This window comes from Undibacterium sp. RTI2.2, assembly GCF_035018705.1.
In the GTDB taxonomy this organism is placed as follows: domain Bacteria; phylum Pseudomonadota; class Gammaproteobacteria; order Burkholderiales; family Burkholderiaceae_D; genus Undibacterium.
Window position 1 is genome coordinate 46,832 of record NZ_JASJXN010000007.1, and the last position, 23,799, is coordinate 70,630.

General features: G+C 46.9%; 17 protein-coding genes. 6 read left to right on the forward strand and 11 right to left on the reverse strand.

From position 1 onward, the window contains the following. Positions 1-23: 23 nt before the first annotated feature. Positions 24-425 carry an XRE family transcriptional regulator gene (locus QN395_RS05665; RefSeq protein WP_323491751.1) on the reverse strand — a complete coding sequence of 134 codons (402 nt, stop codon included), beginning with the start codon at positions 423-425 and terminating at the stop codon, positions 24-26. A 99-nt stretch (positions 426-524) separates the two neighbouring features. On the opposite strand from QN395_RS05665, the gene QN395_RS05670 reads away from it, so the two are divergent. The 3 genes from QN395_RS05670 to QN395_RS05680 are packed head-to-tail and all read left to right on the forward strand — an operon-like array spanning position 525 to position 6,052. Beyond that, complete coding sequence (locus tag QN395_RS05670) at positions 525-1,166, forward strand: hypothetical protein (RefSeq protein ID WP_323491750.1); 642 nt, start codon at positions 525-527, stop codon at positions 1,164-1,166. A 12-nt stretch (positions 1,167-1,178) separates the two neighbouring features. Then, entirely contained in the window at positions 1,179-3,050 is a 1,872-nt protein-coding gene (locus QN395_RS05675; protein WP_323491749.1) for a site-specific DNA-methyltransferase, read from the forward strand. Next, a complete protein-coding gene (locus QN395_RS05680; RefSeq protein ID WP_323491748.1) occupies positions 3,050-6,052 on the forward strand; it encodes a DEAD/DEAH box helicase family protein in 3,003 nt (1,000 codons plus the stop codon). Before QN395_RS05675 ends, QN395_RS05680 begins: the two co-directional genes overlap by 1 nt. Positions 6,053-6,153: 101 nt before the next feature. On the opposite strand, the gene QN395_RS05685 is transcribed toward QN395_RS05680, so the two are convergent. The 5 genes from QN395_RS05685 to QN395_RS05705 all read right to left on the reverse strand — a co-directional run bounded on the left by QN395_RS05685 (position 6,154) and on the right by QN395_RS05705 (position 12,305). Continuing rightward, complete coding sequence (locus QN395_RS05685; protein ID WP_323491747.1) at positions 6,154-6,774, reverse strand: hypothetical protein; 621 nt, start codon at positions 6,772-6,774, stop codon at positions 6,154-6,156. Further along, positions 6,771-6,959: a hypothetical protein gene (locus tag QN395_RS05690; protein WP_323491746.1), complete on the reverse strand. Its 189-nt coding sequence runs from the start codon at positions 6,957-6,959 to the stop codon at positions 6,771-6,773. The genes QN395_RS05685 and QN395_RS05690 overlap by 4 nt, the downstream gene beginning before the upstream one ends. Positions 6,960-7,143: 184 nt before the next feature. Continuing rightward, positions 7,144-7,764, reverse strand: coding sequence for a nucleotidyltransferase domain-containing protein (locus QN395_RS05695; protein ID WP_323491745.1), 621 nt, complete (start codon positions 7,762-7,764; stop codon positions 7,144-7,146). A gap of 293 nt (positions 7,765-8,057) precedes the next feature. Beyond that, positions 8,058-9,200 carry an HDOD domain-containing protein gene (locus QN395_RS05700; RefSeq protein WP_323493098.1) on the reverse strand — a complete coding sequence of 381 codons (1,143 nt, stop codon included), beginning with the start codon at positions 9,198-9,200 and terminating at the stop codon, positions 8,058-8,060. A 129-nt stretch (positions 9,201-9,329) separates the two neighbouring features. After that, entirely contained in the window at positions 9,330-12,305 is a 2,976-nt protein-coding gene (locus QN395_RS05705) for an EAL domain-containing protein (RefSeq protein WP_323491743.1), read from the reverse strand. Between the two features lie 310 nt (positions 12,306-12,615). On the opposite strand from QN395_RS05705, the gene QN395_RS05710 reads away from it, so the two are divergent. Beyond that, positions 12,616-13,467 (forward strand): D-hexose-6-phosphate mutarotase, encoded by an 852-nt coding sequence (locus QN395_RS05710; RefSeq protein ID WP_323491742.1) that lies wholly within the window; start codon positions 12,616-12,618, stop codon positions 13,465-13,467. Positions 13,468-13,735: 268 nt separating this feature from the next. Further along, on the forward strand, positions 13,736-16,588 hold the full coding sequence (locus tag QN395_RS05715) for a pitrilysin family protein (protein ID WP_323491741.1): 2,853 nt from the start codon (positions 13,736-13,738) through the stop codon (positions 16,586-16,588). Between the two features lie 142 nt (positions 16,589-16,730). On the opposite strand, the gene QN395_RS05720 is transcribed toward QN395_RS05715, so the two are convergent. From QN395_RS05720 to QN395_RS05730, 3 genes are all read right to left on the reverse strand, one after another. Further along, on the reverse strand, positions 16,731-17,777 hold the full coding sequence (locus tag QN395_RS05720) for an MBL fold metallo-hydrolase (protein ID WP_323491740.1): 1,047 nt from the start codon (positions 17,775-17,777) through the stop codon (positions 16,731-16,733). An 86-nt stretch (positions 17,778-17,863) separates the two neighbouring features. After that, a complete protein-coding gene (locus QN395_RS05725; RefSeq protein ID WP_323491739.1) occupies positions 17,864-18,616 on the reverse strand; it encodes a hypothetical protein in 753 nt (250 codons plus the stop codon). A 73-nt stretch (positions 18,617-18,689) separates the two neighbouring features. Next, a complete protein-coding gene (locus QN395_RS05730; protein ID WP_323491738.1) occupies positions 18,690-19,808 on the reverse strand; it encodes a zinc-binding alcohol dehydrogenase family protein in 1,119 nt (372 codons plus the stop codon). A 149-nt stretch (positions 19,809-19,957) separates the two neighbouring features. Between QN395_RS05730 and QN395_RS05735 the strand changes: the two genes are divergently transcribed. Then, a complete protein-coding gene (locus tag QN395_RS05735) occupies positions 19,958-20,902 on the forward strand; it encodes an AraC family transcriptional regulator (protein ID WP_323491737.1) in 945 nt (314 codons plus the stop codon). A gap of 28 nt (positions 20,903-20,930) precedes the next feature. Here QN395_RS05735 and nikR read toward each other — a convergent pair whose 3' ends face one another. Then, a complete protein-coding gene (gene nikR, locus QN395_RS05740; protein WP_322120734.1) occupies positions 20,931-21,386 on the reverse strand; it encodes a nickel-responsive transcriptional regulator NikR in 456 nt (151 codons plus the stop codon). Positions 21,387-21,435: 49 nt separating this feature from the next. After that, entirely contained in the window at positions 21,436-23,529 is a 2,094-nt protein-coding gene (locus QN395_RS05745) for a TonB-dependent receptor (protein WP_323491736.1), read from the reverse strand. Between the last annotated feature and the right edge of the window lie 270 nt (positions 23,530-23,799).

Sequence of the window (23,799 nt, forward strand, 5' to 3'; positions counted from 1 at the left end):
AAGAGAAAGCGGCGGTTGCGGTATCAGCTCGATACTGGGTAAGCCGCAGCAAAGGCAAGGATAACTTCACGCACGATTTTGCGCTGAGGTGCTGGCAAATTAAGAAATGCCTCGAAGGTTTCTCGTTCGTTGTACGAAATAGCCTCCTTCCAGTTGGCATTTTTTTGTTTGATTTTTTGCTTTACTTCCAATCCAAAAGTTAAATCATCTGGCGGTACGTTTAACCATGTCGCCAGCGTAATAATCTTTTCGTAAGGTGGAATTGATGCGCCAATCAGCCACTTACGTACCCCGTGTAGCGTCATTGGTTGACCATAATGGCGTAAATTAAATTCTCTCTCTAGTACAGCAGGCTCTGCATTGTAGCCTTGCGCCCTCATAGCTTCGGCTAATCTACCAGCAAATTTTTCTTTTTTGTTATCCATCCAGTTACGTTACTGGTTGTAGATTTTAGTTACGTAACTAACATTAAAGTTACGTTATAAACTAAACTATTGGTTACGTAAATTAATGTCCCGATAAAAATGTCTAATAGCCTGCGTAAGCAACCATTTAAAACCGTCACTATTGGTTACCAAAAGGCAGCAGAAATTTTAAAAAATACCGAAGGCCGACAACGTATTCCCTCGTCAAATCTGAGCGAGACACAGGATAGAGATGTATTACAGACCGAATTAAATAGGCAAGTCGTCTCCAAACAGCGTGTCGCCGACCACGGCGAGGTTTATACCAGTTCACGCGAAGTCAACGCCATGCTCGATCTCGTCAAATCAGAAACCGAGCGCATTGATTCTAGATTTTTGGAACCTGCCTGCGGCAAGGGCAATGTTTTGGTCGAAATAATCGATCGAAAATTGGCGATCGTATCTAAGCGCTACGCGATCATTGCGGTAGCGTATGGCGCAGTACAGGCAAACCGAAACACTATTTACGCTTCGCTGGCAATAAACCGACCAATACAGCAAACCGCCCAACTCCCCTCGCCCGCAAGCGGGAGAGGGGCTGGGGGTGAGGGCGGGTGGAATATAAATAACAATCCAATTGCCACAAGCGCCAATTTTTTAACATCCACGCACCGTCACGCCAATGTAACCAAGGGCGATTCAAGCTCCCTCATCCCCAGCCCTTCTCCCGCTTGCGGGAGAAGGGAGCAAAGCGCCAACTAACATTCAATCACCATGACAACTCCAGAACATCTACCTCTGACTTCGCTAGACATAGCCGAAGACCGTAAAGCATTACTGCGCAAGAATTTTCCTGAGGTTTTCCGTGAAGACAAAATCGATTTTGAAGCGTTGCAACGCGCCTTGGGTGAATGGGTTGATCCTGGCAAAGAGAGGTTTGGTCTGAACTGGCCGGGCAAGGCGGCCTGTTCCAAACTGATACAACAAGCCTCGGTCGGCACCTTACTACCGATGCGCGAGCAATCGGTGGATTTTGACAGCACTGAAAACCTGATTATCGAAGGCGACAATCTGGAAGTGTTAAAACTGCTGCAAAAGAGTTATTACGGTAAAGTCAAAATGATTTATATCGATCCGCCTTATAACACTACTAATGATTTTATCTATGCCGATAATTTTCACGAAGGTTTACCAGAATATTTTGAAAAATCAAAACAGGTTGATGTTAATGGTAAGAAGCTCTTCTCAGACACAGAAAAAAGTGGTCGCTATCATAGTCAGTGGTTGGATTTAATGTTTCCAAGACTATTTTTGGCAAAGAATCTGTTACGAGAAGATGGCGTCATTTTTGTGAGTATTGATGATATCGAAGTGCATCATCTTCGCTTGTTAATGAATGAAGTATTTGGCGAAGAAAATTTTGAAGGACACATACATTGGAGACGAAGACATAATCAACCGAATGATCCAAATAAGATGATCGGATTGGTAGCAGAACATATTTTGGCGTTTTCAAAAAATAAAGAAAAATTCAAAGAGTCAGGAGTCGGGAAAATTGCTTTAACGGGTGAATTTTCCAACCCAGATAATGACGTCAGAGGTGATTGGGCGAGTAAAGCTTGGAAAGTAGGTTCAGATCAAAGTGGGTCAAAATATTCAATTGTTAATCCTTCTGGAAAAGTTTTGATCGAAGAATGGATGGGGGAAGAGAAGACTTTTCTAAGTTTGCTAGCTGATAAACGAATAATTTGGTCAAGAGGCGGAGAAGGCTTGCCTCGAAAAAAATACTTCAAACACGAACGTGAAGCTGAAGGGCAATCAGCAACTAATTGGTGGACGCATGAAGATTTTGGACATAATCAGGCCGCAAATGACGACATGACTGAATTATTTGGAGAAAAAAATGTGTTCAGTAACCCAAAGCCTAAAGAATTGCTTCAAGGGTTAATTCGTATTTCTAATTGTAAAAATAATGATGTGTGTCTGGACTTTTTTGGTGGTTCAGGTACGACCGCACAAGCGGTCTTGGATTTGAACCAAACAGACAACGGTAACCGAAAATTCATCCTAGTCCAACTCCCGGAACCCACAGACAATCCAGCCTACCCGACCATCGCCGACATCACGCGCGAACGGGTGCGTCGCGTCAGCGCCAAGCTAAAAGCCGCAAAAGCTGTACCGGATTTATTGAATGATGCAAGCGACAAGACCGCACCCGATCTAGGCTTCAAGGCCATGCGGCTGACTTCGAGTAATTTCAAAGTATGGGATGGCCGCGCTGACCAAGTAACGGACGTAGGAGCTACGCTAAAACTCTTTGCCGAGCATGTGCTGCCTGGACGGACGTCGGAAGATATTTTGTACGAGCTATTGCTGAAGACTGGCTTCCCTCTGACTACGCCTTTAAGCAGCTTGACGCTAGCGGGTAAGCAAGTGTTTCGTGCCGCCGAAGGTGCATTGTTGATTTGTCTTGAGCATGCGCTTTCGTTGGAGGTGATTGAAGCGATGGTAGCGCTTGACCCCGGGCTGATACTTTGTCTGGATGCGGGATTCAGTGGACAAGATCAGTTGAAGGCAAATGCAATGCAAACCGTGCGGGCGCATAACCGTAATCGCCAGAGCAGCATGAGCTTGAAGGTGGTGTAATGAAATTCCATTTCGACGCCGCGTTGGCGTATCAAAAAACTGCGATTGATGCGGTCACTCAGGTGTTTGAAGGTCAACCTTTGGCTGAATCGGGTTTATCTATTTCGCTGTCATCAAGCACCGTGATGGGGATGGCGCATACCGAATTGGGTCTGGGTAACCGTCTGGTATTAGAGGACGGTACGCCAGAAGGCGAGGCACGTATTAATCAATGGCTGCATGCCAATGTGAGAAAAACGCAGGTCGCCAATCAGCTTACACAAGATGCGGCTTTGCGAGGACGGCATTTTTCTATCGAGATGGAAACCGGAACGGGTAAAACCTATGTCTATTTGCGGTCGATATTTGAGCTGAATAAATTGTATGGCTTTTGCAAGTTCATCATTGTGGTGCCGAGTGTGCCTATCCGTGAAGGCGCGATTGCCAGTATCAACCAGATGCGCGAGCATTTTACTGCGCTGTATGGGGTATCGTTTGATGCGGTGTTGTACGACTCCAAAAATCTGTCGAAGGTGCGCCAGTTTGCGACTGCTAATACGATACAGATCATGGTGATGAATATTCAATCCTTTCAAAAAGATGTAAAAGAGGATGAAGATATTGCTGCTATGACGACCGAGCAATTGAAAAAACTGAACGTAATCAATCGTGAATCGGATATGTTATCCGGTCATAAGCCAATCAGCTTTATTCAGGCGACTCGTCCTATCGTGATTATCGACGAGCCACAAAGCGTAGAAGGCGATACGCGGCCGGGTGCGACGCTGTCTAGCCGTGCCATAGAACGCTTACATCCGCTATGCACCTTGCGCTATTCAGCCACACATCGTAATCCCCACAATTTGCTATACAAACTAGATCCGATTGCAGCCTACGATCAGCGTCTGGTCAAACGCATAGAGGTCGCCAGTGCGCGTGGTGAGGCCAATCTGAATGATGCGTATGTCGCTTTGTTAGCCGTTGATAACAAGAAAAGCTTACGCGCACAAGTCAAGATCAATGTTGCCGAAAGCTCTGCCGACGGTATCAAGGTAAAACAAAAAACAGTATGGATAAAGGCAGGTGAAGACCTGTGGCTGAAATCGAATAATCGGCAAGAATACCGCAACGGCTACATCGTTCAAAGTATCAATTTTGAAGTGGGTATTGAGCATGTACGCTTCTCTAACGGCGTCACCCTGAAACTGGGCAAGGCTTTGGGTGGCATGGATGATGATTTGCTCAAGCTGCAAGTACGCGCCACGGTAGAACTGCATCTCAAGAAAGAACGGGAAGTACGCGGCAAAGGTATTAAGGTATTGTCCTTATTCTTCATCGATGTGGTAGCGAATTATCGTGTGTATAACGAGGATGGCAGCACTAATCTGGGTAAGTTGGGACGCTGGTTTGAGGAAGCGTACACCGAGCTGACGGCAAGCGAAGAATATCGAGGTTTATTGAGCGATCCGGTAGATAAAGTTCATAACGGCTATTTTTCAAAAGACAAAAAAGGCGGCTATAAAGATACTAGCGGTGGCACCAAGGATGATGAAGATACCTATAGCCTGATCATGCGTGACAAAGAAAAATTGCTGGAACTTAGCCAACCGCTGCGCTTTATTTTCTCGCACACGGCATTACGCGAAGGTTGGGATAACCCGAATGTATTTCAGATTTGCGTATTGCGCGAAATCGGTTCAGAAACTGAGCGTCGCCAAACCATAGGGCGCGGCTTACGTTTGCCAGTAGATCAAAACGGTGACCGCATTCATGATGCCAGCATCAACCGTTTGACGGTGATCGCGCAAGAATCGTACGAGAGCTTTGCGGAGAATTTGCAGAAAGAATACGAGCGTGATCTGGACATGAAATTCGGTGTCGTTACTGTCGAGGCATTTGCCAAGTTACTTGAAACGCCAGAACATGCGAAAGCTTTGCATCAGCATTTACAACGGCAAGGCTATTTAGATGCCGATGGTGTGATACAGGCAAAATTTGACCCGTCGTATCCCCATTTTGAACTAAATGTGCCGGAAGAATTTGCGCCATTACGCGCTCAGGTAGTCGATCTCATGCAGGGTTTTGTCTTTAAGAATCGCATCGGCAATGCCAGAAAGCGCGGGCCAGTCAAACTGCGTAAGAGTATGTTATTAGACCCGACCTTTAAGGCCTTATGGGAGCAGATCAGCCAGCATACGCGCTACCGTGTGAATTTCTCGACTGAAGAATTAATCAATACTGCGGTCATCAAGATACAAGCACTACCCAAGATCTTACCTTTGCAAATGCATCTGGAGCGGGTAGGTTTACAGATGACGCAAGCAGGCATAGCCACCACTGGCATCATGCAATCCGAGATCACCTATGCCAACGCGCCACACAGTTTGCCGGATATTCTGGCGTATTTACAAAACGAGACCGATCTGACAAGGCAAACCCTGGCCGAGATTTTGCAACGATCAGGACGCTTAAACGAGTTTCGCATCAATCCGCAAACTTTTATAACCCAGGTAGCAACTCAGCTTAACCACACACTGCACGCGCTGATGCTGCGTGGAATTGAATACATCAAAATCGCCGGTCAGCAATGGGAAATGCATAAGCTGGAAGACGCGGCAGAACAGCAACTAGAGCGCTATCTGGATAATCTGTACCAAGTGACGCATCAAGACAAGGCCTTATTTGACTACGTGGAATATCAGTCTGAAACAGAAAAAATCTTTGCGAGGGAACTTGATGATGATGAGCGTGTGAAATTTTTTGTGAAGCTGCCAAGCTGGTTCAAAGTTGATACACCAGTCGGCCCATACAACCCGGATTGGGCGATCGTGTTTGAAAAAAATTCTCGCGTCTATCTGGTATGTGAAACCAAGAGCACCTTGAATGCGGCCAAGCGCCGACAGGAAGAAAACGACAAAATCTTCTGCGGCGAAAAGCACTTTGCCGCCATAGGTGTGGATTATTCAGTGGCGACTAGTATGCGGGACGTAGTGCAAGATTTGACTGCGAGGGCGATGATGTAGTTAGTGACATTTTTTCATATCAACCACGATCAGGTGGATACAGCACGTGATTGCAGTTGATAATGTTGCAAATTATGCACCAAAAAATTAATAGAGTAAATCTAACTTAATTCTATCGGTCTAAAGTATCCCAGAATACAGGACGTATCCCTAACACATAATTGGAGGTGATTTTTCTCCTTAAATCCTGCACCCGGATATAAGTCCTCACCCTCCCAAAACACGCCGCGCACGCTCCTATAGGGGAGTAATTTACCTTCTTCACGCTGCTGATGTAGTGTTTCAAATACTGCGCAATCCAATTTTCTTCTTAATAAATCGCCGCTATTTTTCGGTATGACGGTGTCGTCGATAAGAGTGCAGAGGATATCGAGTACCTCGTAGGCGACTTTCACTTGGTGTAGAGAGGCACTATTGGTCAGATTCAAGCATGCGCCCAGATTGATAATTGCGCCTAGAACAAACGGATTGTTGATTTTTCCTTTGCTTACTTTGCCATTTTTTGCAGCATCGTGAGCAAACTCAAGCGCACGTTGCGGATTTGCCTCCCAAAAATAGATACCATGACCGAGCCAATCATAGTCATTTTCGCTTGGAATAAGATGTGGATCTTCTCCCGCAAGGATGCGCTCACCAACAGACTGATCGCAACCATGAAACCCTAAAACAAACGCGGGTTGCGTGTCATACAGCGCCCACTTTTCAGTGGTTTTAATCGTCATTTATAAGGATCAGTTAACTGGCCTTTCGCATTCAAGATACCCGCACGCTGAAAGAATTCTTTTGCTTTTACTGGGTCACTGCGCAATTTTGCAGCGAAGGCGAGAGCATCTTTACGCATCTGTGCCGAAGATGGCTCTGCGCGATATTGTTCTGGCTTCTTTCTTGAAAGTGTTGCACTTGTCATATGTACCTTCCCTTCCAACATCCAATGGAATATTTGGAAATATTTTTGCAAACAGCTTATTGAGGTCTATTAGCTTACCACTTGTCAAGAGATTCGACAAAATGTATATCATGGGTATAGTCATGTTTTACGTAGGCGTTATAAACCCGCCAATTCGCGTGCATCTGGTGGTTCAGCCTTGAGCTTACCTATTTTTGCTAGATTGTCTAACTGCGGTGAGTCGGGCGATGTCATGCTCTGCTCCTTTCACAAAAATTTTGGGCTGCTCTAGTACACGCATGATAAATGATCTGCCTTCACTAACTCGTTGGGTGAATTCGGCTTGAGTATATAGCGTTGGATTAATTACATGTCCCAGTTGGGTCTGGGCGGGTAGCAGGGCTGTCAGCAGTTGCGTATTGGACGACAAATCACCTATCACCATCAAATCAATATCGCTGCCAGCATGTTCGCTGCCCTTTGCGATTGATCCATAGACGAATGCTAATTCTATTTGCGGCCATACTGGTTGTAAAGCTGTGCGCAGCACATCGGCTACACCAAAGGTTTTTAAGACGATGCTGCGCAACTCTTCAAAGATGGGGGCTTCTCGGTTAGCCTGGTAGTGCTTTTGATTACCTATTTTTTGCATGGTGATTAATGCCGAGGCTCCGAGGCGTGCTAATTCGCGCTGTACTGCACCTGACCCTGAGTCGGCCAATGCAATGATTTCGTTGGCATAAAAGGAGCGATCTGGCTGGCCAAATAAGACCGCCAAGACTCGTTGTTGTGTTTTAGAAAATAATGCATCTGAATAAGTACCCATATTGGGTATGATAGCACCCAATATGGGTACGATCAATTGCTGCTTACTTGGTTTTTACTTTTTATCCTAATACACTTGCTATGGAACTCACTATCTATGATTCAAAAAAACTTTTCTGCAGTAATTCACCGCAGACTCTCGCCATATTTAAATAATCTCAATCGAACTGCAGAGGCTCGCTTGAAATAATAGAGAATATAGCGTCGCATTAAATGCTTCATTCGAACTAAAAAAAGCTACATTATGTTGAGCGAACTTCTTTTTATATACAACAGATAGCCACGCATCAACATTCAATCCGTGGGATTGTTATTCGCAATATTTCGTTTTTTAATCGCACGCAGGCAGCGTTTGCTGCTGGTGGTCAGGGTTAGCATTAGAGCTTCGTCGTCTTCTGCCAGTTGCCCTGCTTTTTGTAACAGGCAAATCTGACTGACTTGGCTGGCTTGATGCAGAATTTGCCCCATCGCGCTGCGTGGGGTTTTGTCGCTGTTATTGATTTTGTCTTTGGTATTTTGGGCATTGTGGTTATGTTGCTCATCAATGGCGCTAATGACGTTTGCCGGAAATCCCCAATGCTCTCCGATTCTCGCTGCGAGGTGGTGGGCATCTTTTACTAACCTTGCCCTGAACCGTGCATCGTCTGGAAACCTTTGCCGCTTGCCGGTGCGGTCGGCGATCCGCAACGCGACGATCATGCCGACGCTTTGCAATAGGCCGGCTAAAAATGCGGGGAAGGGATCTTCGCCTTGCTCTATGGCGAATAGGCGGGCAGCGTTGGCGCAGGCTTCGGATTGTTCCCAGATAATGGGCGCCAAGAGTTTGCTCAGGCTGCCCGATTGTAATTGTATGATGGGGCGGAAAGAGACTTTTGCCAATAACATCCGCAAGCCGTTTTGTCCTAGCAGTAGCAGTGCGCTTTCCAGATTATTGATTTTGTTACTGGTGCCGTAGAAAGAGCTATTCGCTTCATTCAGTACCTCGGCGACGAGCACCACATCTTTTGCGATGATGTCGGCAAGGCTCTTGCCTGAGGCGTTTTCATCGCGCAAACTTTTGAAGAGTTGCGGCAGCACCGCGGGCACGCGTGGAATTAAATCTTGGCCTGCAAATTTACTCCGGCTTAATTCTTGTAGTTGTTGCAGTAATTGCAGTGCACTGAGATTGGAGGCAGCAGTGGGTGAGCTAAAACCTGCGTCAACCAGCAAATCTTCTAACAGCCAAAGCAGATATTCTGCCTGCCAATCGATGTCGCTACTGATGGTGGTATTGTTAGCGGTGAGGTCGTCTATTGGCATTAATGACGCTGCCGATTTTTCCACTGACTCTGTTAGATTTATTTGTCCGTTATTGCCGTAAGACGTGTCTGTTGAGCTGAGCGGAGTCCGAACAGATGTTGGTGTCGTTCGGATAAAAATTTGTTTGATCCAAGCCATCAGACTAGCCACATTTGATCCTTATATTTCTGATTTTTCAATTTGATATAAATTAGTACTTACGAAAAACCGCCCTAACTTGTTATCGTTCGTATTCGGACTAAAATCCTGTCATACTTCAACCTATTTTTACGTAGGATTTTTAGAACTGTCTAACGCCAGCAATTTTAAAAATCCGTCCAGCGGCAAGGGTTTAGAGAACAAATAACCTTGGAAGGCGAGACAATTATGCTGTATCAAAAAGCTACGTTGTGCGTCGGTTTCTACCCCCTCTGCAATCACGTTTAAGCCAAGATTGACACCCAGCGAAATGATCGCACGCACGATGGTTGCGTCGTTCTCGTCGTCGCTTAAATCACGTACAAATGATTGATCGATTTTGAGTTGATTGAGCGGCAGGCGTTGCAAGTAAGCGAGTGAAGAATAGCCAGTACCAAAATCATCCATAGAAAAAGAAATACCTAGTTTTTTAAGTTGATGCATTTTCTCGGTCGTGGCATCAACATTATCCAGCACCGTGCTTTCGGTCAGTTCAATTTTTAAACGTGTCGGATCGATCCCGTGCCGATGGACTATCTCGGTAAAAGCCTCGACGAAATCGGCCTGTTTAAATTGTTTAGCACTGACGTTAACGGCGAGGCTAAGGTGGCGACTATCTTCATGTGCCTCCCATAGTTTGATTTGGGCACAGGCGGTTTCCATCACCCAAAGACCAATCGGAATAATTAATCCGGTTTCTTCTGCCAGTGGAATAAAATCGGCTGGCGATATAAAGCCGCGGTCAGGATGTATCCAGCGGAGCAGTGCTTCGGCACCGATCAATTTGCCATCGGAATTGACTTGTACCTGGTAATACAACTGGAACTGGTTTTGCGCCAATGCCAGACGTAAATTAGACTCCAGCATCATGCGCACGACTAGGATTGCTTGCATGGCTGGATCAAAGAAACGTACGGCATTACGCCCAGAAGTTTTTGCCTCGTACATCGCGGTATCGGCACGTTTGAATAAGTCTTTGACGGTGACGTCATTTCCTTGGAACAGACAAGCACCGATGCTGCTTGATCCGTGATGTTCAAAATCCATAATTGCGTAAGGCTGACTTAATACTTGCCGGATTTTTTCTGCAATACGATCGGTTTGCTGGATTGCTTCATCGCGTGTATGGCTCAGTTCTTCCAGCACCACCACAAATTCATCACCGCCAAGACGTGCCACGGTATCGCATTTACGCATACAAGTTTGTAACCGGCGGGCAGTTTCTACCAACAAAATATCCCCGGCATCGTGGCCGCGGGTGTCATTCAGCGTTTTAAAATTATCCAGATCGATGAACAAAATCGCGCTGTGACTTTCATTGCGTTTGCTAATGCTAATTAGATGTTGCAGCCGGTCCATCAGCAAGCGGCGGTTCGGTAATTGGGTGAGTGGATCGTAAAAAGCCAGATTGCGGATTTCTGCTTCATAGCCTTTATGGCGGCTAATATCGGTGAACGATCCAACGTAATTTGTGATCTCATTACGACTATCGGTGATGGCAGTCACGGTGATCATTTGTGGATAAAATTCTCCATTTTTACGACGGTTCCATAACTCACCTTGCCAGAACTGATGTTCTTTTAAGTGCTCCATGAGCACATCGTAAAATGCTTTATCTTGTTGTTTGTCATAGTGACGCTGAATTCTTTGACCGATTAATTCATCACTGTCATAGCCTGTAATTTTAGAAAACGCATGATTGACGCGTAATATCTGCCAATCAGCGTCAGTGACAAAAATACCTTCTTGCGATTCAAAAGTAAACGCCGCAATGCGCACATCTTTCTCGGTCTGTTTGCGCTCAGTAATGTCGCTCACAAAACAATGCCAAAGCATGGCGCCATCGGCTTCTCGCTCCGGCAATCCATCAATCAGCAGCCAGCGTACTTTGCTATCTGTGCGGCGAAACCGAAATTCATTTTGCCAGGGTGACATCGTTCTGGTTGCTTCTCGCAGACTAATGGTGCCATTTTCTACGTCGCGGCTATCAATTCTCTGGAACAGGACCATGGCATCGCTCACCACCTGTTCTTGTGTCACTTCAAATATCCCGAGAATAGCGTCGCTGGCATAAGGGATGCTAACGCTACGATCCGCGCGTATGCGGTATTGCATGATTAAACCGGGTAAGCGGGATGCGACTTTGTTGATACGCTGTAAGGCGTCTTGTACCTCGCGGGCGGCTTGTACACTTTCTGCCTGTAAGGCCGTAATGAGTAAGGTCACCATAGTTACCGTGATCATGTAGGCCCACAAAATCAATAAATTACTTTGTGTTTGCGGATCGGTAAATGGCCCTCTACCGTTGGCCGTAGCGAAAGCCGCAATCGCAGATGAGGCCAGGGCTATTGCGGTCGCACCTGTCACACCAAATCGCAATGCAGACCAGATTGTGGTGGCGACTACAATAAACGTCAGATCAATCTGGCGCTCGGTCACCATAAAGATAAACCAGTTAATCGTACTAAATATCAGCAGAAAAATGATGATTTCTTCCCGGCGCTTGATCAGGTCTTTAACTGAACTGGCAGACAGCGACAGCAACAGTGGTGCCATCAATAAAGTCCCGACCAGATCGCCTGCCCACCAGGTAGACCAGGTCAAGGGAAGATTTTCGACCCAGCCGTGCCAGCCAAGTACCAAGGTGCCAATACTGGCAGACATCGTCATACCCACCATCGCTGCAATGGTGAACCAGATTACATCTTTACGTTGCAAAAACTGCGGGTGTACCTCTTTGTGGCGCAAGACCATGCAACATACAAAGGCCGCCAAGGTGTTGCCAAATGAAACCAGAGCAGCGGTTGCTGGCGATAATCCTGCCGATAAATCCTGTAAAAAAGCGGCGAGATAAATCATGCCCAGCATGCGGTTACCGTAGCGCATTAGCCCAGCCACGGCGACACCCGCAGGCAACCATAGCAAGCTGATATTAGGAGAGAGGTAAGTTACAGCTAAGCCCAGATGTCCGGTACTCAGGTATAGCAATACCAATAGCGCAGCACGCGCAAGAAATGCGTTGGGATGTAAACGGACGGGAGGGAAGACTTTGTGAGATCTGGACATGAAATAGGAAACCTAAAATGATCTGCAGCGCGCACAACGCCTAGCCATTATGCTTCATACCGCTAGAGTTTGAAAACGGTATGTCGCTTTCTCGCAGAGATAGGTCGGGTCTGCTTGTTAATAATGTTGTATCAATTGTCACCGCTATAATTTTTTACTAGTTGGGAGCGCTTGGCGCGGGTATAAAGCTTGTGTAACTCGGGATACAATTTTTACAGATCAGTTTTTAAGCTGCCTCCACAAAAAAAGCCTTTCGCTCCTATACTGGCAGATCCAATTTTTTGTCTTTTACCACCACGGATTAAGTCTGATGACACCATTGATTTTTCAAGCTAAAGACGGCGCTCGCGCCACTATCACTCCGCATGGTGCGCATGTCTACTCGTGGATACCCGCTGGCGGTCGTGAACAGTTATTTTTGAGTAAAACCTCATCAACCACGGATGGCACGGCCATTCGTGGCGGCGTGCCTGTGATTTTTCCGCAATTTGCTAACGTCGGTGCCTTGCCTAAACATGGCTTTGCGCGTACATCCTTGTGGCGTTTAGTGGAAACTGGTTACAGGACAGAAAGCGCCGAAGACGCTGCCTATGCCATTTTTGATCTGCAAGAAAATATCGCCCGTCTGCAAATCTGGCCGCATGTTTTTCGCGCAGAACTCGCCGTCAGCGTTGCGGGCAAGCGCCTGACAATACAACTAAGCATCCACAATACTGGCGACACCAGTTTTAGTTTTACCAGCGCTTTACACACCTATCTGGCGGTGGATCAGATTGCCGATGTGAGCGTGCATGGCTTGGCGGGTTTGCGTTATCGGGACTCGGTCAGCGGGGTCAGTGAGTGTCTGGAGCAAGACGCGAGTTTGCAGATTACAGGCGAGATCGACAGAATTTACGCCAATGTGCCACAACTCCCAGCACAACTAGTGATACACCAGCCGCAGCAAATAACCCGCATAAGCCAAACCGGGTTTACCGACGCCGTAGTCTGGAATCCAGGCGCGGAAAAAGCTATCGCCTTAGCCGATATGGAAGCCGGCGGCGAGCAACTCATGCTATGCATCGAGGCCGCCACTGTCATGCACCCTGTCGTATTGGCACCCGGCGCCAGCTGGTCTGGTAGCCAGACGCTGAGCGTAGAAATACCGGCCTCAGCAGCGTAATTTTGTGGAGTAATTGCATATACTCCCCTAAAATTTAAGTAAAATCGCTCTATAAGCCAGTAAGTATATAGACAACTCAAATATACTAATGACAGTATATTTATATGGATTATTGGTTGGATGGGAGTTTTAACCAGACAAATTTGTTTTGCGGTAAATGGAATTAAATTTGCCCGCAGCGTTCTAACCATTGATTGTTAAAGTGAGCCTCTAAACTCATGCAGCAAAATACCCGCGTTATTTGATGAAGTGCCCACAAGGATTATCGATGTCGATTCTGTCCCCTGTATTTGAGTCATCCGCAGTTAAGTTGATTGTAGTTACGTCAACGGCTCCAGCACATGTTTTTTCCAGCAATCTAACGTCAGCCCGGCAACGCATGCATAAAACTATGGCAAGTGGCATGCTGGTGTCTGGTCTGGTGCTGACCTTGAGCTTACTGTTCTCGCCGAAAACTAATGCGGCTGACCTTGTAGCTAACTTGCCAAAAGGTATCAGCCAGATCACCAGCGTAGAAGGGATTACTGAATACCGTTTGCCAAATGGTTTAAAAGTATTGCTGATGCCAGATGCGTCCAAGCCGACCATCACCGTCAACGTGACTTATCTGGTGGGATCGCGTTTTGAGAATTATGGCGAAACCGGCATGGCACATTTGTTAGAGCACATGATGTTTAAGGGCACACCTAATAATCCAAAAATTACTGAACAATTCAATCAGCGCGGCATGCGCATGAACGGTACCACCTCACTAGACCGCACCAATTATTACGAGCTGTTCCAGGCCAGTGACGATAATCTGAAGTGGGCTTTACAGATGGAAGCGGATCGTATGGTGCATTCCAATATCGCCAAAAAAGATTTGGATTCAGAAATGACCGTAGTACGCAATGAGTTTGAGGGGGATGAAAATTCCCCCAGTGGCGTAATGATGAAGCGCATGCAAAGCGTCGCCTTTGACTGGCACAATTATGGCAACGCTACTATCGGCAACCGCAGCGATATTGAGAACGTTAAGATAGAAAATCTGCAAGCGTTTTACCATCAATATTACCAGCCCGATAATGCAGTCTTGTTAGTCGCCGGTAAATTTGATCAGACCAAAACTCTGCAATGGATTGCTACGGATTTTGGCAAAATCGCCAAGCCGACACGAGTGCTGCCAACGTTCTGGACGGTGGAGCCAACGCAGGATGGCGAGCGTAATTTTGTAGTCAGGCGCAAAGGCGATATCCAACTGGTGATGGTGGCATATAAGACACCGGCTAACTTACATCCGGACAGTGATCCGCTTGGCTTTGCGGGCGATATTTTGACCGACTCACCCAATGGTCGGTTGCACAAACAACTGGTAGAAACAGGCAAGGTCGTCCAGGTATTTTCTAGCGATCTGGGTAGCGTGGCTCCAGGTCTTAAAATCATTGGTGCCGTGGTAAAAAAAGACGCGTCTATTGATGCGGCTAAAGATGCTCTACTAGCTGGGATAGAAGATTTTAAAGCGAACCCTCCCACCAAAGAAGAGATGGACAGAGTCAAACTCGACACTGCCAACGAGTATGAAAAAATCTTGAATAATCACGAGTCTATTGGCATCAGCATGTCGGAATATATTGCTCTGGGTGACTGGCGATATTTGTTTAAGTACAGAGATAATAGCCAGCTAGTCACAGCAGAGCAAGTCACTGCCGCAGTCAAACGTTATTTTGTCCGTGACAACCGCACCATTGGCATGTTTATTCCCGAAGACGCACCGCAACGCGCAGAGATCAGCGCTGCACCAAGCATGGCTGATGTCATGAAGGACTTTAAACCTAAGGCCGATACTTTAAGCGCAGAAGTATTTGATTCCACGCCAGCCAATATCGACAAGCGCACACAGCATGCCACCATCGGCGGTTTACATCTTGCGTTATTGCCTAAGAAAACTCGCGGTGAAACGGTCAACGTTTCGTTGAGTTTGCATTGGGGTGATGAGAAAAGTTTATTCGATAAAAAAACCGTTGCCGCCTTCACTCGCGGTTTGCTTACTGCGGGCACCAGCAAATATAGCCGCGCGCAGTTGGCGGATGAAATGGCAAAACTTAAAATTACTGGCAATGCGTTTTCTTACCAGACCACCAAGGCAAATTTACCTGCTGCCATCGCATTGATGGCGCATGTACTGCGTGAACCAAGCTTCCCCGCCAGTGAATTTACACAAGCGCGGGAGTCGTTGATTGTAGGAGTAGAGGGGAGTCGTAACGAGCCATCAACTGTCGCCAACCAGGCATTGGCACAGCATTTTAACCGCTACCCCAAAGGCGATATTCGCGCCAGCCAAACCATAGACGAATCACTTGCCAGTGCCCGCAAGCTGAGTCTGGAAGAGATAAAAGCCTATTACAAACAGTTTTACGGTGCCTCCAAAGGTGAGTTAGCGATTGTCGGCGATATGGATGTAGAGAGCACCAAACAAGCGGTGACAACTGCCTTTGCCGATTGGAAAAGTGCCGCACCCTACGCACGTCTGGTCGATTACCAGGAGACTATTCCCGCAATACGCCAGACCTTTAATACGCCAGACAAAGAGAACGGCTATTTTGTAAGCCGGATGAATCTGGCTTTGCGCCAAGACGATAGCGATTACCCGGCACTCAGTCTGGCAAATTACATCTTCGGTGCAGGCTCGGGATTGAACTCACGACTGATGGACCGGATTCGCCAAAAAGACGGTTTATCTTATGGCGGTGGCTCTGATTTATCTGCCGGTGATTTTGATCCGGTTGGTAGTTTTAGCATCAGCGCCACTGCGGCACCGCAAAATTTAATCAAACTAGAAGCAGCCATCAAAGAAGAATTACAGCGCGCACTGAGCCAGGGATTTACGCAGGAAGAATTAAGTCGCGCCAAGTCCGGCTTGCTACAACAACGCGCACAAAACCGTACTAGCGATGCGTCCATCGCTGGCGGCTGGGCTTACGATTTATATCTGAACCGTACCTGGGCATGGAGCCAGGCGCTGGACGATAAAATCAAGGCGGTGACTCTGGAGCAGATGAATGCCGCGTTTAAAAAATATATAGACCCGGCAAAGATGAGCACCTTTATTGCCGGTGACGAGGCTAAGGCAAAGGCGAAGTAATTTCCTAAAAACACTTGAGTAACGAGTAAAAAAAAGCCAGGCGGTAAGCTTGGCTTTTTTATTAGTCAGTGCGCTCTCACTTTTTATCGCAGGCGAAGACGTTCGCTTTAAATCAATGTTTAAATAAAACCACTGCTACAAATCATTTTTTTACATTGCCCAGTTTGAATAATCTTGTAGATCCTTCTTCCAGTGTCAGAAATTCATTTCTTACTATTTTTTTCTGATCTAGCACGGAATATAAATCTTTTACAGGCCGGTCAATACTCTCATTGGTTAACTGAAAGGTTCCAAAATGTATCCCGATACTTTGTTTTGCCCCTAGATCTACATGTGCTTGTACGGCTTCCTCTGGATCCATATGGATCTGCTTCATAAACCATCTTGGTTCATATGCGCCAATGGGTAGAAATGCGATGTCTGGTGAGCCAAAGTGCTCTCGTATCGCTTTGAAATGAGAAGAGTACGCGGTGTCACCTCCAAAATACACAGTATGTCCGTTAAAGGAAATGACATAACTTCCCCATAAACTTTGATTTTTATCAAATAACCAGCGATTTGAAAAATGCTCCGCTGGTGCCAAACTCAGCTTAAGCTTTTGCGGTGTCTCTACACTTTGCCACCAGTCGAGTTCAACAACCTGTTGTATTCCGTTTTCTTCCAGTAGTTTTTTATTCCCGAGAGGGACAATAAACATTGGGTGGAAAGTAGTATTTAATTGTTTGAGCGTCTCTACATCTAAATGATCATAATGATTGTGGCTGATGACAACCATATCAATCTTCGGTAAATCAGAAAAAGCGATGCCGGGTTGTCGATGTCTCTTTGGACCAATCCAGCTAAATGGACTGACACGTTCTGCCCAAACAGGATCCGTCAATACATTAAAGTGTTCAGTTTGAATCAGTACCGTCGCATGATTTACAAAGGTAATGGCTACCTCGTCCTTACCCAGATTGCTATGGAGATTAAGAGCCTGAGCATTTTTAACAGAGTCTGGCCAGCTTTCAAAATCAAACGAAAACAGTAACTTCAAGCCGTCCCAAAGTCCGTTACCTTTTGGATTGTCTGGATTAAAGAAGCCGGTGCCATCATAGTGATCGGACTTGGGATAGCTTTGTACGGAAGAGCATCCCAGAACCTGGAGCAAGACAATTCCTAGAATAAAACGTATGAAAATCAGAGGCATTTTTTACCTTTTCCAGAAAATGTCTTGTTTGTATTGAAAACATTTTTCTTCAAAATTTTGATGGTATTACGGCGTGTACTTTAACCTCATCGCCCCCCGACCAGCCCTGTCCAAGTTAAACTTGCCCATGCCAGAAGGTAGCCTACCGTCATAGTCGTAAACCCCGCATAGGCCGACTCCCCCAGAAACCGGTCAGCCAACAGGCCAAAGGCGGGTATGAATTGCTGGGCGTGTACGCCGAGAAAGTGCGATGGCCGGATATCTTTATAAAAATGCCATCCAACGATTGGCAGCCCCATCCCTTGTGGAGGCTGATTCCCCCCGAGAAGAAAGCCGCTCACCGTGGCAAGCACAAAGGTCAGTATCAAACCAACCGTAATCCCGATCAGCGTTACCGACGCCGTCGAATTGCCATTGTGAGTCCAGATCACCCAGGCCAGTATCGCTTGCGAGGCGGTCAGACATATGGCGAACAATCCCATCAGAGCAGACATGACCGTATGGAATGAGTCCGAGGTATTGTAGTGAGATGCTTCCCCGATGATGGCTTGGAGGGTGATGTATCCCACTTCAAAGGAAGAGGTACCGACAATTAATATGGCGAGCCATTTGAGTGAGGGGTTGGCTTCTGAGCTCACTCCGGAAATCAACATCAGCCATGCGGTAGTGATGGCAAATAATGCCGTTGCCGCCATGAATTTCATTGGTTTTACCCACACACCGACTTCACGAATTGTCCTCGAATCTAGCTTCGACCAGATATACGTGGGTACCATCGCAAGTACCATGATTAAGCCATAAATAATCAGTGTCTTATGCGCTGTATTGAGTGAAGCCATAGAACTGCTCCCTTCTTAGAATTCTGAGTTTATTAGCTGCGATAGTTTTAAATATTCTGCGAATAACTGTCTCTCAGAGAGAGATCACTATTTTGCTAGCGGACACACCACTTCTTTGCATATCTAGGCCTGCCTGTATATGTTCTAGACCTTTGCCGATCACATGCGGTGCTGGTGCCGCAAGGAATTTTCCTGCTGCTAATGCTTGCGGTAAGAAATCGACATAGACAATCTTACTCACCTCGTTTGCAATCAACGAGCTGCCAAAGACGGCCTTCGTCCGGATGCCTCTAAAGCGCGACTTCAGTAGCATCGAGATCACGAAAGCGATGAGTTTGGGTAATTGACGGAAAAACTGTAGCCGCAGGTTGGAGTCCTTTTTCATCTTCTGAAAACTGACCGGAAACGTCGCCATAGAGATGAACTTATTCCCCTTGCATGCGTGAATAATATCCAGACACGCTTCTATAGAACCTGTTCCAATGGCTAAGGCACCTGCAGTATTTTTGCCATTGAAAGCGTTGATGATATCGGTGATGACAGTTTTACTTTTATAGTCAAAGACTTGGCTAGCGCCGAGTTTTCTGACGTAATCAAAATTGTGGGGCGAGGCAGTTGTGATTACTTCGTAGCCCGCAGCAACCGCGAGCTGAATAGCATTACTTCCTACACTGGTTGAGCCTCCCCAAACGAGTAGCGTTTTTGCTGTTCGTTTGGGAGTCACCGAGGGATGTTGTAGCGCCAGCTGGTCTTTTTCAAACAGAGCGCAGGCGGCAGTCGATAGTCCTAAAGGAAGTACTGCAGCATCTTCATAAGGCATATGGTCAGGGATCGGTGATGCCATGTGTTCAAGGACGACGGTATAGGTCTGAAAAGCGCCTTCCGCCGCACTGTTTCGCTTTGGATCGCTTCCAACCGCGTGAGCCAGGACGCGTTGACCCGGTTGGAAGCGAGTCACATTTTTGCCAACCTCGACTACCTCCCCCGCGAGGTCTGAGCCAAGAATAAACGGATATCTGATCCAGGAAAATACTAACTCGCCTGCACTTTGGAGTATCCAATCCAACGGATTGATGGCGATAGCCCGGTTCTTGACAACAATTTCGTTGTCTTTCGGTGGAGTGTACGGTGCAGGCTTTACATCAAGATTAGCTCGTTTCGTTGATATCCACGCAGCGGTATTTGTCGTCATTTGAAACTCTCTGTGATTAATAGCGGTATCAGCCTGCATCAGTCTATGCCGGGCCGCATAGGGCTTTGATAGACAAATGATAGATGCTTGTCTTAAGACGATCCATGCTCTATAGTCTGAGTTATCTTTTCAATCGTCCGGGAATGACCATGGATCCGCTCTCTGATGTTCTATCTTTGCTCAAGCCACGCAGCTATATGTTCCGTGGACTGGATGCGGGCGGACAATGGTCGATACGGATTCCGGAACAGCAAGGTATCAAGTGTTATGCCGTACTTTCCGGACAGTGCACGCTGAGTGTTGAAGGCGTCGCGGAATCGATACTTCTCAAACAGGGCGACTGTGTTTTACTACCTAAGGGTTATGCGGTTCGTCTTTGTAGTGATCCTAATTTGCTACCGGTTGATGCCGGAGAGGTGTTCCCCCTCGTACCCGAAGGCGATACTGTTATCGTTAATGGCGGAGGCGATTGCTACGGCTGGGGAGGTTTCTTTGAATTTACGGGCAGGCACGCTGGCATGCTATTAGGAGCTTTGCCAGCAATCATCCATATACGAAAAGAGTCAGACAAAGAAGCACTATGCGGTTCGATAGAACAGATCATGCGGGAGCTAAGAGAGCCGCAACCGGGTGGCTTTTTGATTGCGCAACATCTTGCACACCTGATGCTGGTGCAGGCGCTGCGACTCTTCCTTGCTGAAGGATCGGAAGGATCGAGTGGCGGTGTGGGATGGCTTTATGCATTGACCGACAAGCAGATCAGCGCTGCTATCAACGAGATGCATCGTAATCCGGCGCATAAATGGACCATACAAAGTCTGGCGGATCGCGTGCATATGTCCCGGTCGACCTTCGCGCTGAGATTTAAAAAGACAGTAGGCGAGTCGCCAATGGAGTATCTGACACGATGGAGAATGCTACTTGCCGGAGACAGATTGCTGAACTCGAATGACTCTATCGCAGTGATTGCCCCCTCACTCGGCTATGAATCTGAGAGCGCGTTCAGCACCGCTTTCAAGCGTGTCATGCAATGCTCCCCTCGGGACTACAGCCGTAGTCAAAATACGACCGCGAGTATCCAAGTTGCTTCCTAAATCTTGAGTATCCTGCAATGAAATAATGTTATCTATGCGGATGAACATGAGTGTGTCCTACCAGTGAGTATTTCTCTTTTTTGATGTCTACCGGCACCACATGCACATTGCCATGCCGAACCCCGGTTTGTGAAATGATGGCATCAGCGCAGGCGCGCACCTCGGCCATTTTCCCTTTCAGTACGACGGTTTCTAAACAATTGTCATGATCCAGATGGATGTGTTGCGAGGCGATCGCAATATCGTGGTGCTCATGTTGCATGTGGGTTAGCCGATTGGCTAACTGGCGCTCATGATGGTCATAGACATAGCTGACGGTTGCTACGCACCATTTGGCTTTTCCGGTGGCGACATCGGCCTCACCCAATTCTTTACGCACGAGATCACGAAAAGCCTCAGAGCGGTTTAAATAGCCTCTGCTTTCTACCAACTGATCAAAAGCATCTGCCAGATCGTCATCGACTGAAATGGTTAAGCGTCGCATGGTGTTCCTTCATGATGAAAAATGGAATGGGGATGATGACGGATTCGGATTAAAAATTATGTACTAAGCTCAACCGCATCGTACGAGGTTCCACCGGATGGAAATGGACATCATTAACACCATCCGGTGATTCGCCCTTCAAGCGGGATTGGTAGTAATAATCGATGTCACTAGCTTGCTTGTCAAACAGGTTGAATACATCCAATGTGAGTTTGGTTTTCGGTGATATTTTATAGCCGACGCGTGCATAGGCCAGTGTGGTGGACGACGAGCGTACGCTGTTATCTTCGACCAGCGGGCGTGGACCAAAATAGCGTAGATCAAAGCCACCATACCAACGGCCCACATCGGTAACGGTCACGCCAAAGGAGGCCACCCGGTCGATAGAGCCAGGGATATATGCACCAACCGGATCGTACTGTGTGTAGCGTGCGCGAGACGCTGCCAAGTCCAGATCAAGCAACAACCATGGCGCGGCGATGTAATGATTATTCCATTCAATTCCTGTGCGTCGGCTGGCGCGGCTAGGCTCAGTTTCTCCGGCGTCACCAACGAACAAAAGTTCTGAATCGATATCCAGACGCCAAAGCGCCAGTGAGCTTTGCAGGCCCGGAATAATTTCAGTCCGCATGCCCAATTCACCACCCTTGGTTTTGACTAAAGGTGTCACTGGTGTTGATGCGCCGCCATCAGGTAAGCGTGTTTGCGTAGTCCCACGCGCATCATTGCTATGGAAGCCGCTGCCATAATTGGCGAAGTATTCAGTCTTATCCCATGGCCCAAAAATCAGCGATAGTTTGGGCGAGACGATATGATCGTTCACTTTGCCAGAGTCGCCTTGTATGCTGCTGTTCACATCAAAATGGTAGGCGTCGTAACGCACGCCAGCGATACTTCTCAACTTGGGCAGCCACTGTATGGTGTTCTCAGCATACAAGCCAGCGCTAGCTTCTTTTACCTCGTCTTGACGTATGGTGGAGATACGTTGTTGCGCGACGGTGTTGTAGATACCAACTGGCGACACATTATCGTAACGGGTTTGCAAACCCACTTTGTTACGCATATCCAGTCCGCCGATATTGCTAAACCAGCTCTGACTTACGTTAAAGCCCAGCATACGCCGGCGCTCGCTTTGATTGAACTGATCGCCGCCATCTGGATTGTCCAGAAAATAAGTGAAATTGCTGAACAGATCGAGCGAAGATTGCACCGCGTAGGCATCCATTTCAAACAAAGAATCCTGAGTACGTTTACGCATGGAGTACGACAAACTATAGCGCGAAGTTTGCCCGCCATCGTTAGGATCGATCGCGCCAAAACGGTCGATCAAGCCCGATTGCACAGCACGTAAGGGAACCTGATCAGTCGAGTTCCAGCTATTTTTATATGCCATCGCAGTAACATTAAAACCGTCATCTTGCGTGCCCTGGCTGTATCGTAATATTCCACTGTATTTACGAACATTTTCCGGCGTATCCCAAGGACCGTTGTTACGGTTTAATTCCAGACCATATAGCAGCGTGCCGTTTGCCGCAGCGAGAGAATTTGCCAGCACGGCACGTTGATAACCGTAACTACCTAAAGATAGACTCGCAATCCCTTGTGGTAACTTATCTACCAGCCGGATATGTGCTGCGCCCGCCGAAGCAAAATCGCCTTCGTCGGCAAAATAAGGTCCCTTTTTATAATCGATGCGCTGTACCAGTTCGGGCATCAAAAAATTCAGGTCCGAATAGCCCTGACCATGTGCATGGCTACGCATATTCACCGGCATGCCATCCACATAGGTCGCAAAATCAGTACCGTGATCTAGGTTAAAGCCCCGTAAAAAATATTGGTTTGCTTTGCCATCACCGCTATGCTGAGTCACGATCATACCGGGTACAAATTCCAGCAATTCGCCGGTGCGAAGCGCAGGCCGGTTGCTGATCAGATTGGCAGTAACCGAACCCTGGCTGGCGGCGTTGGAAGTCCCGATTGCGTTATCGTAATTGCCCGCCACCGTGACGGTCTGGATTGCATCGCCATCTTTGCTATTTTTTGTATTATCAGCGTCCTTAGTAGCGTTCGTTTGAGCTTGTGTTGCTTGCATACAAAGTAGCGCAAGTGTAGTAAGGACAGCGATATTTTTCTTCTTTAGCATGTGTTGCTCCCAATAATGGTTTTACGCTTTTGTATGATAAAAAATTAAATAATCATACGTTATTTCAGTTTTTCCGCAATTAGTAAAGATTTTGTCCGTACGAACGGGCTGTAGTTACTTAATAAAAATACTACAAATTCTATAACTCAGATACTCATAAATCACATCATCATACTTTTGCCATTTTCTTAATACGGCAAAAAATCGTCATTGGATTCAATTAATTCAAAATACTTAGAAGTTACAAATAGAGATGTAAAAATTATTCTT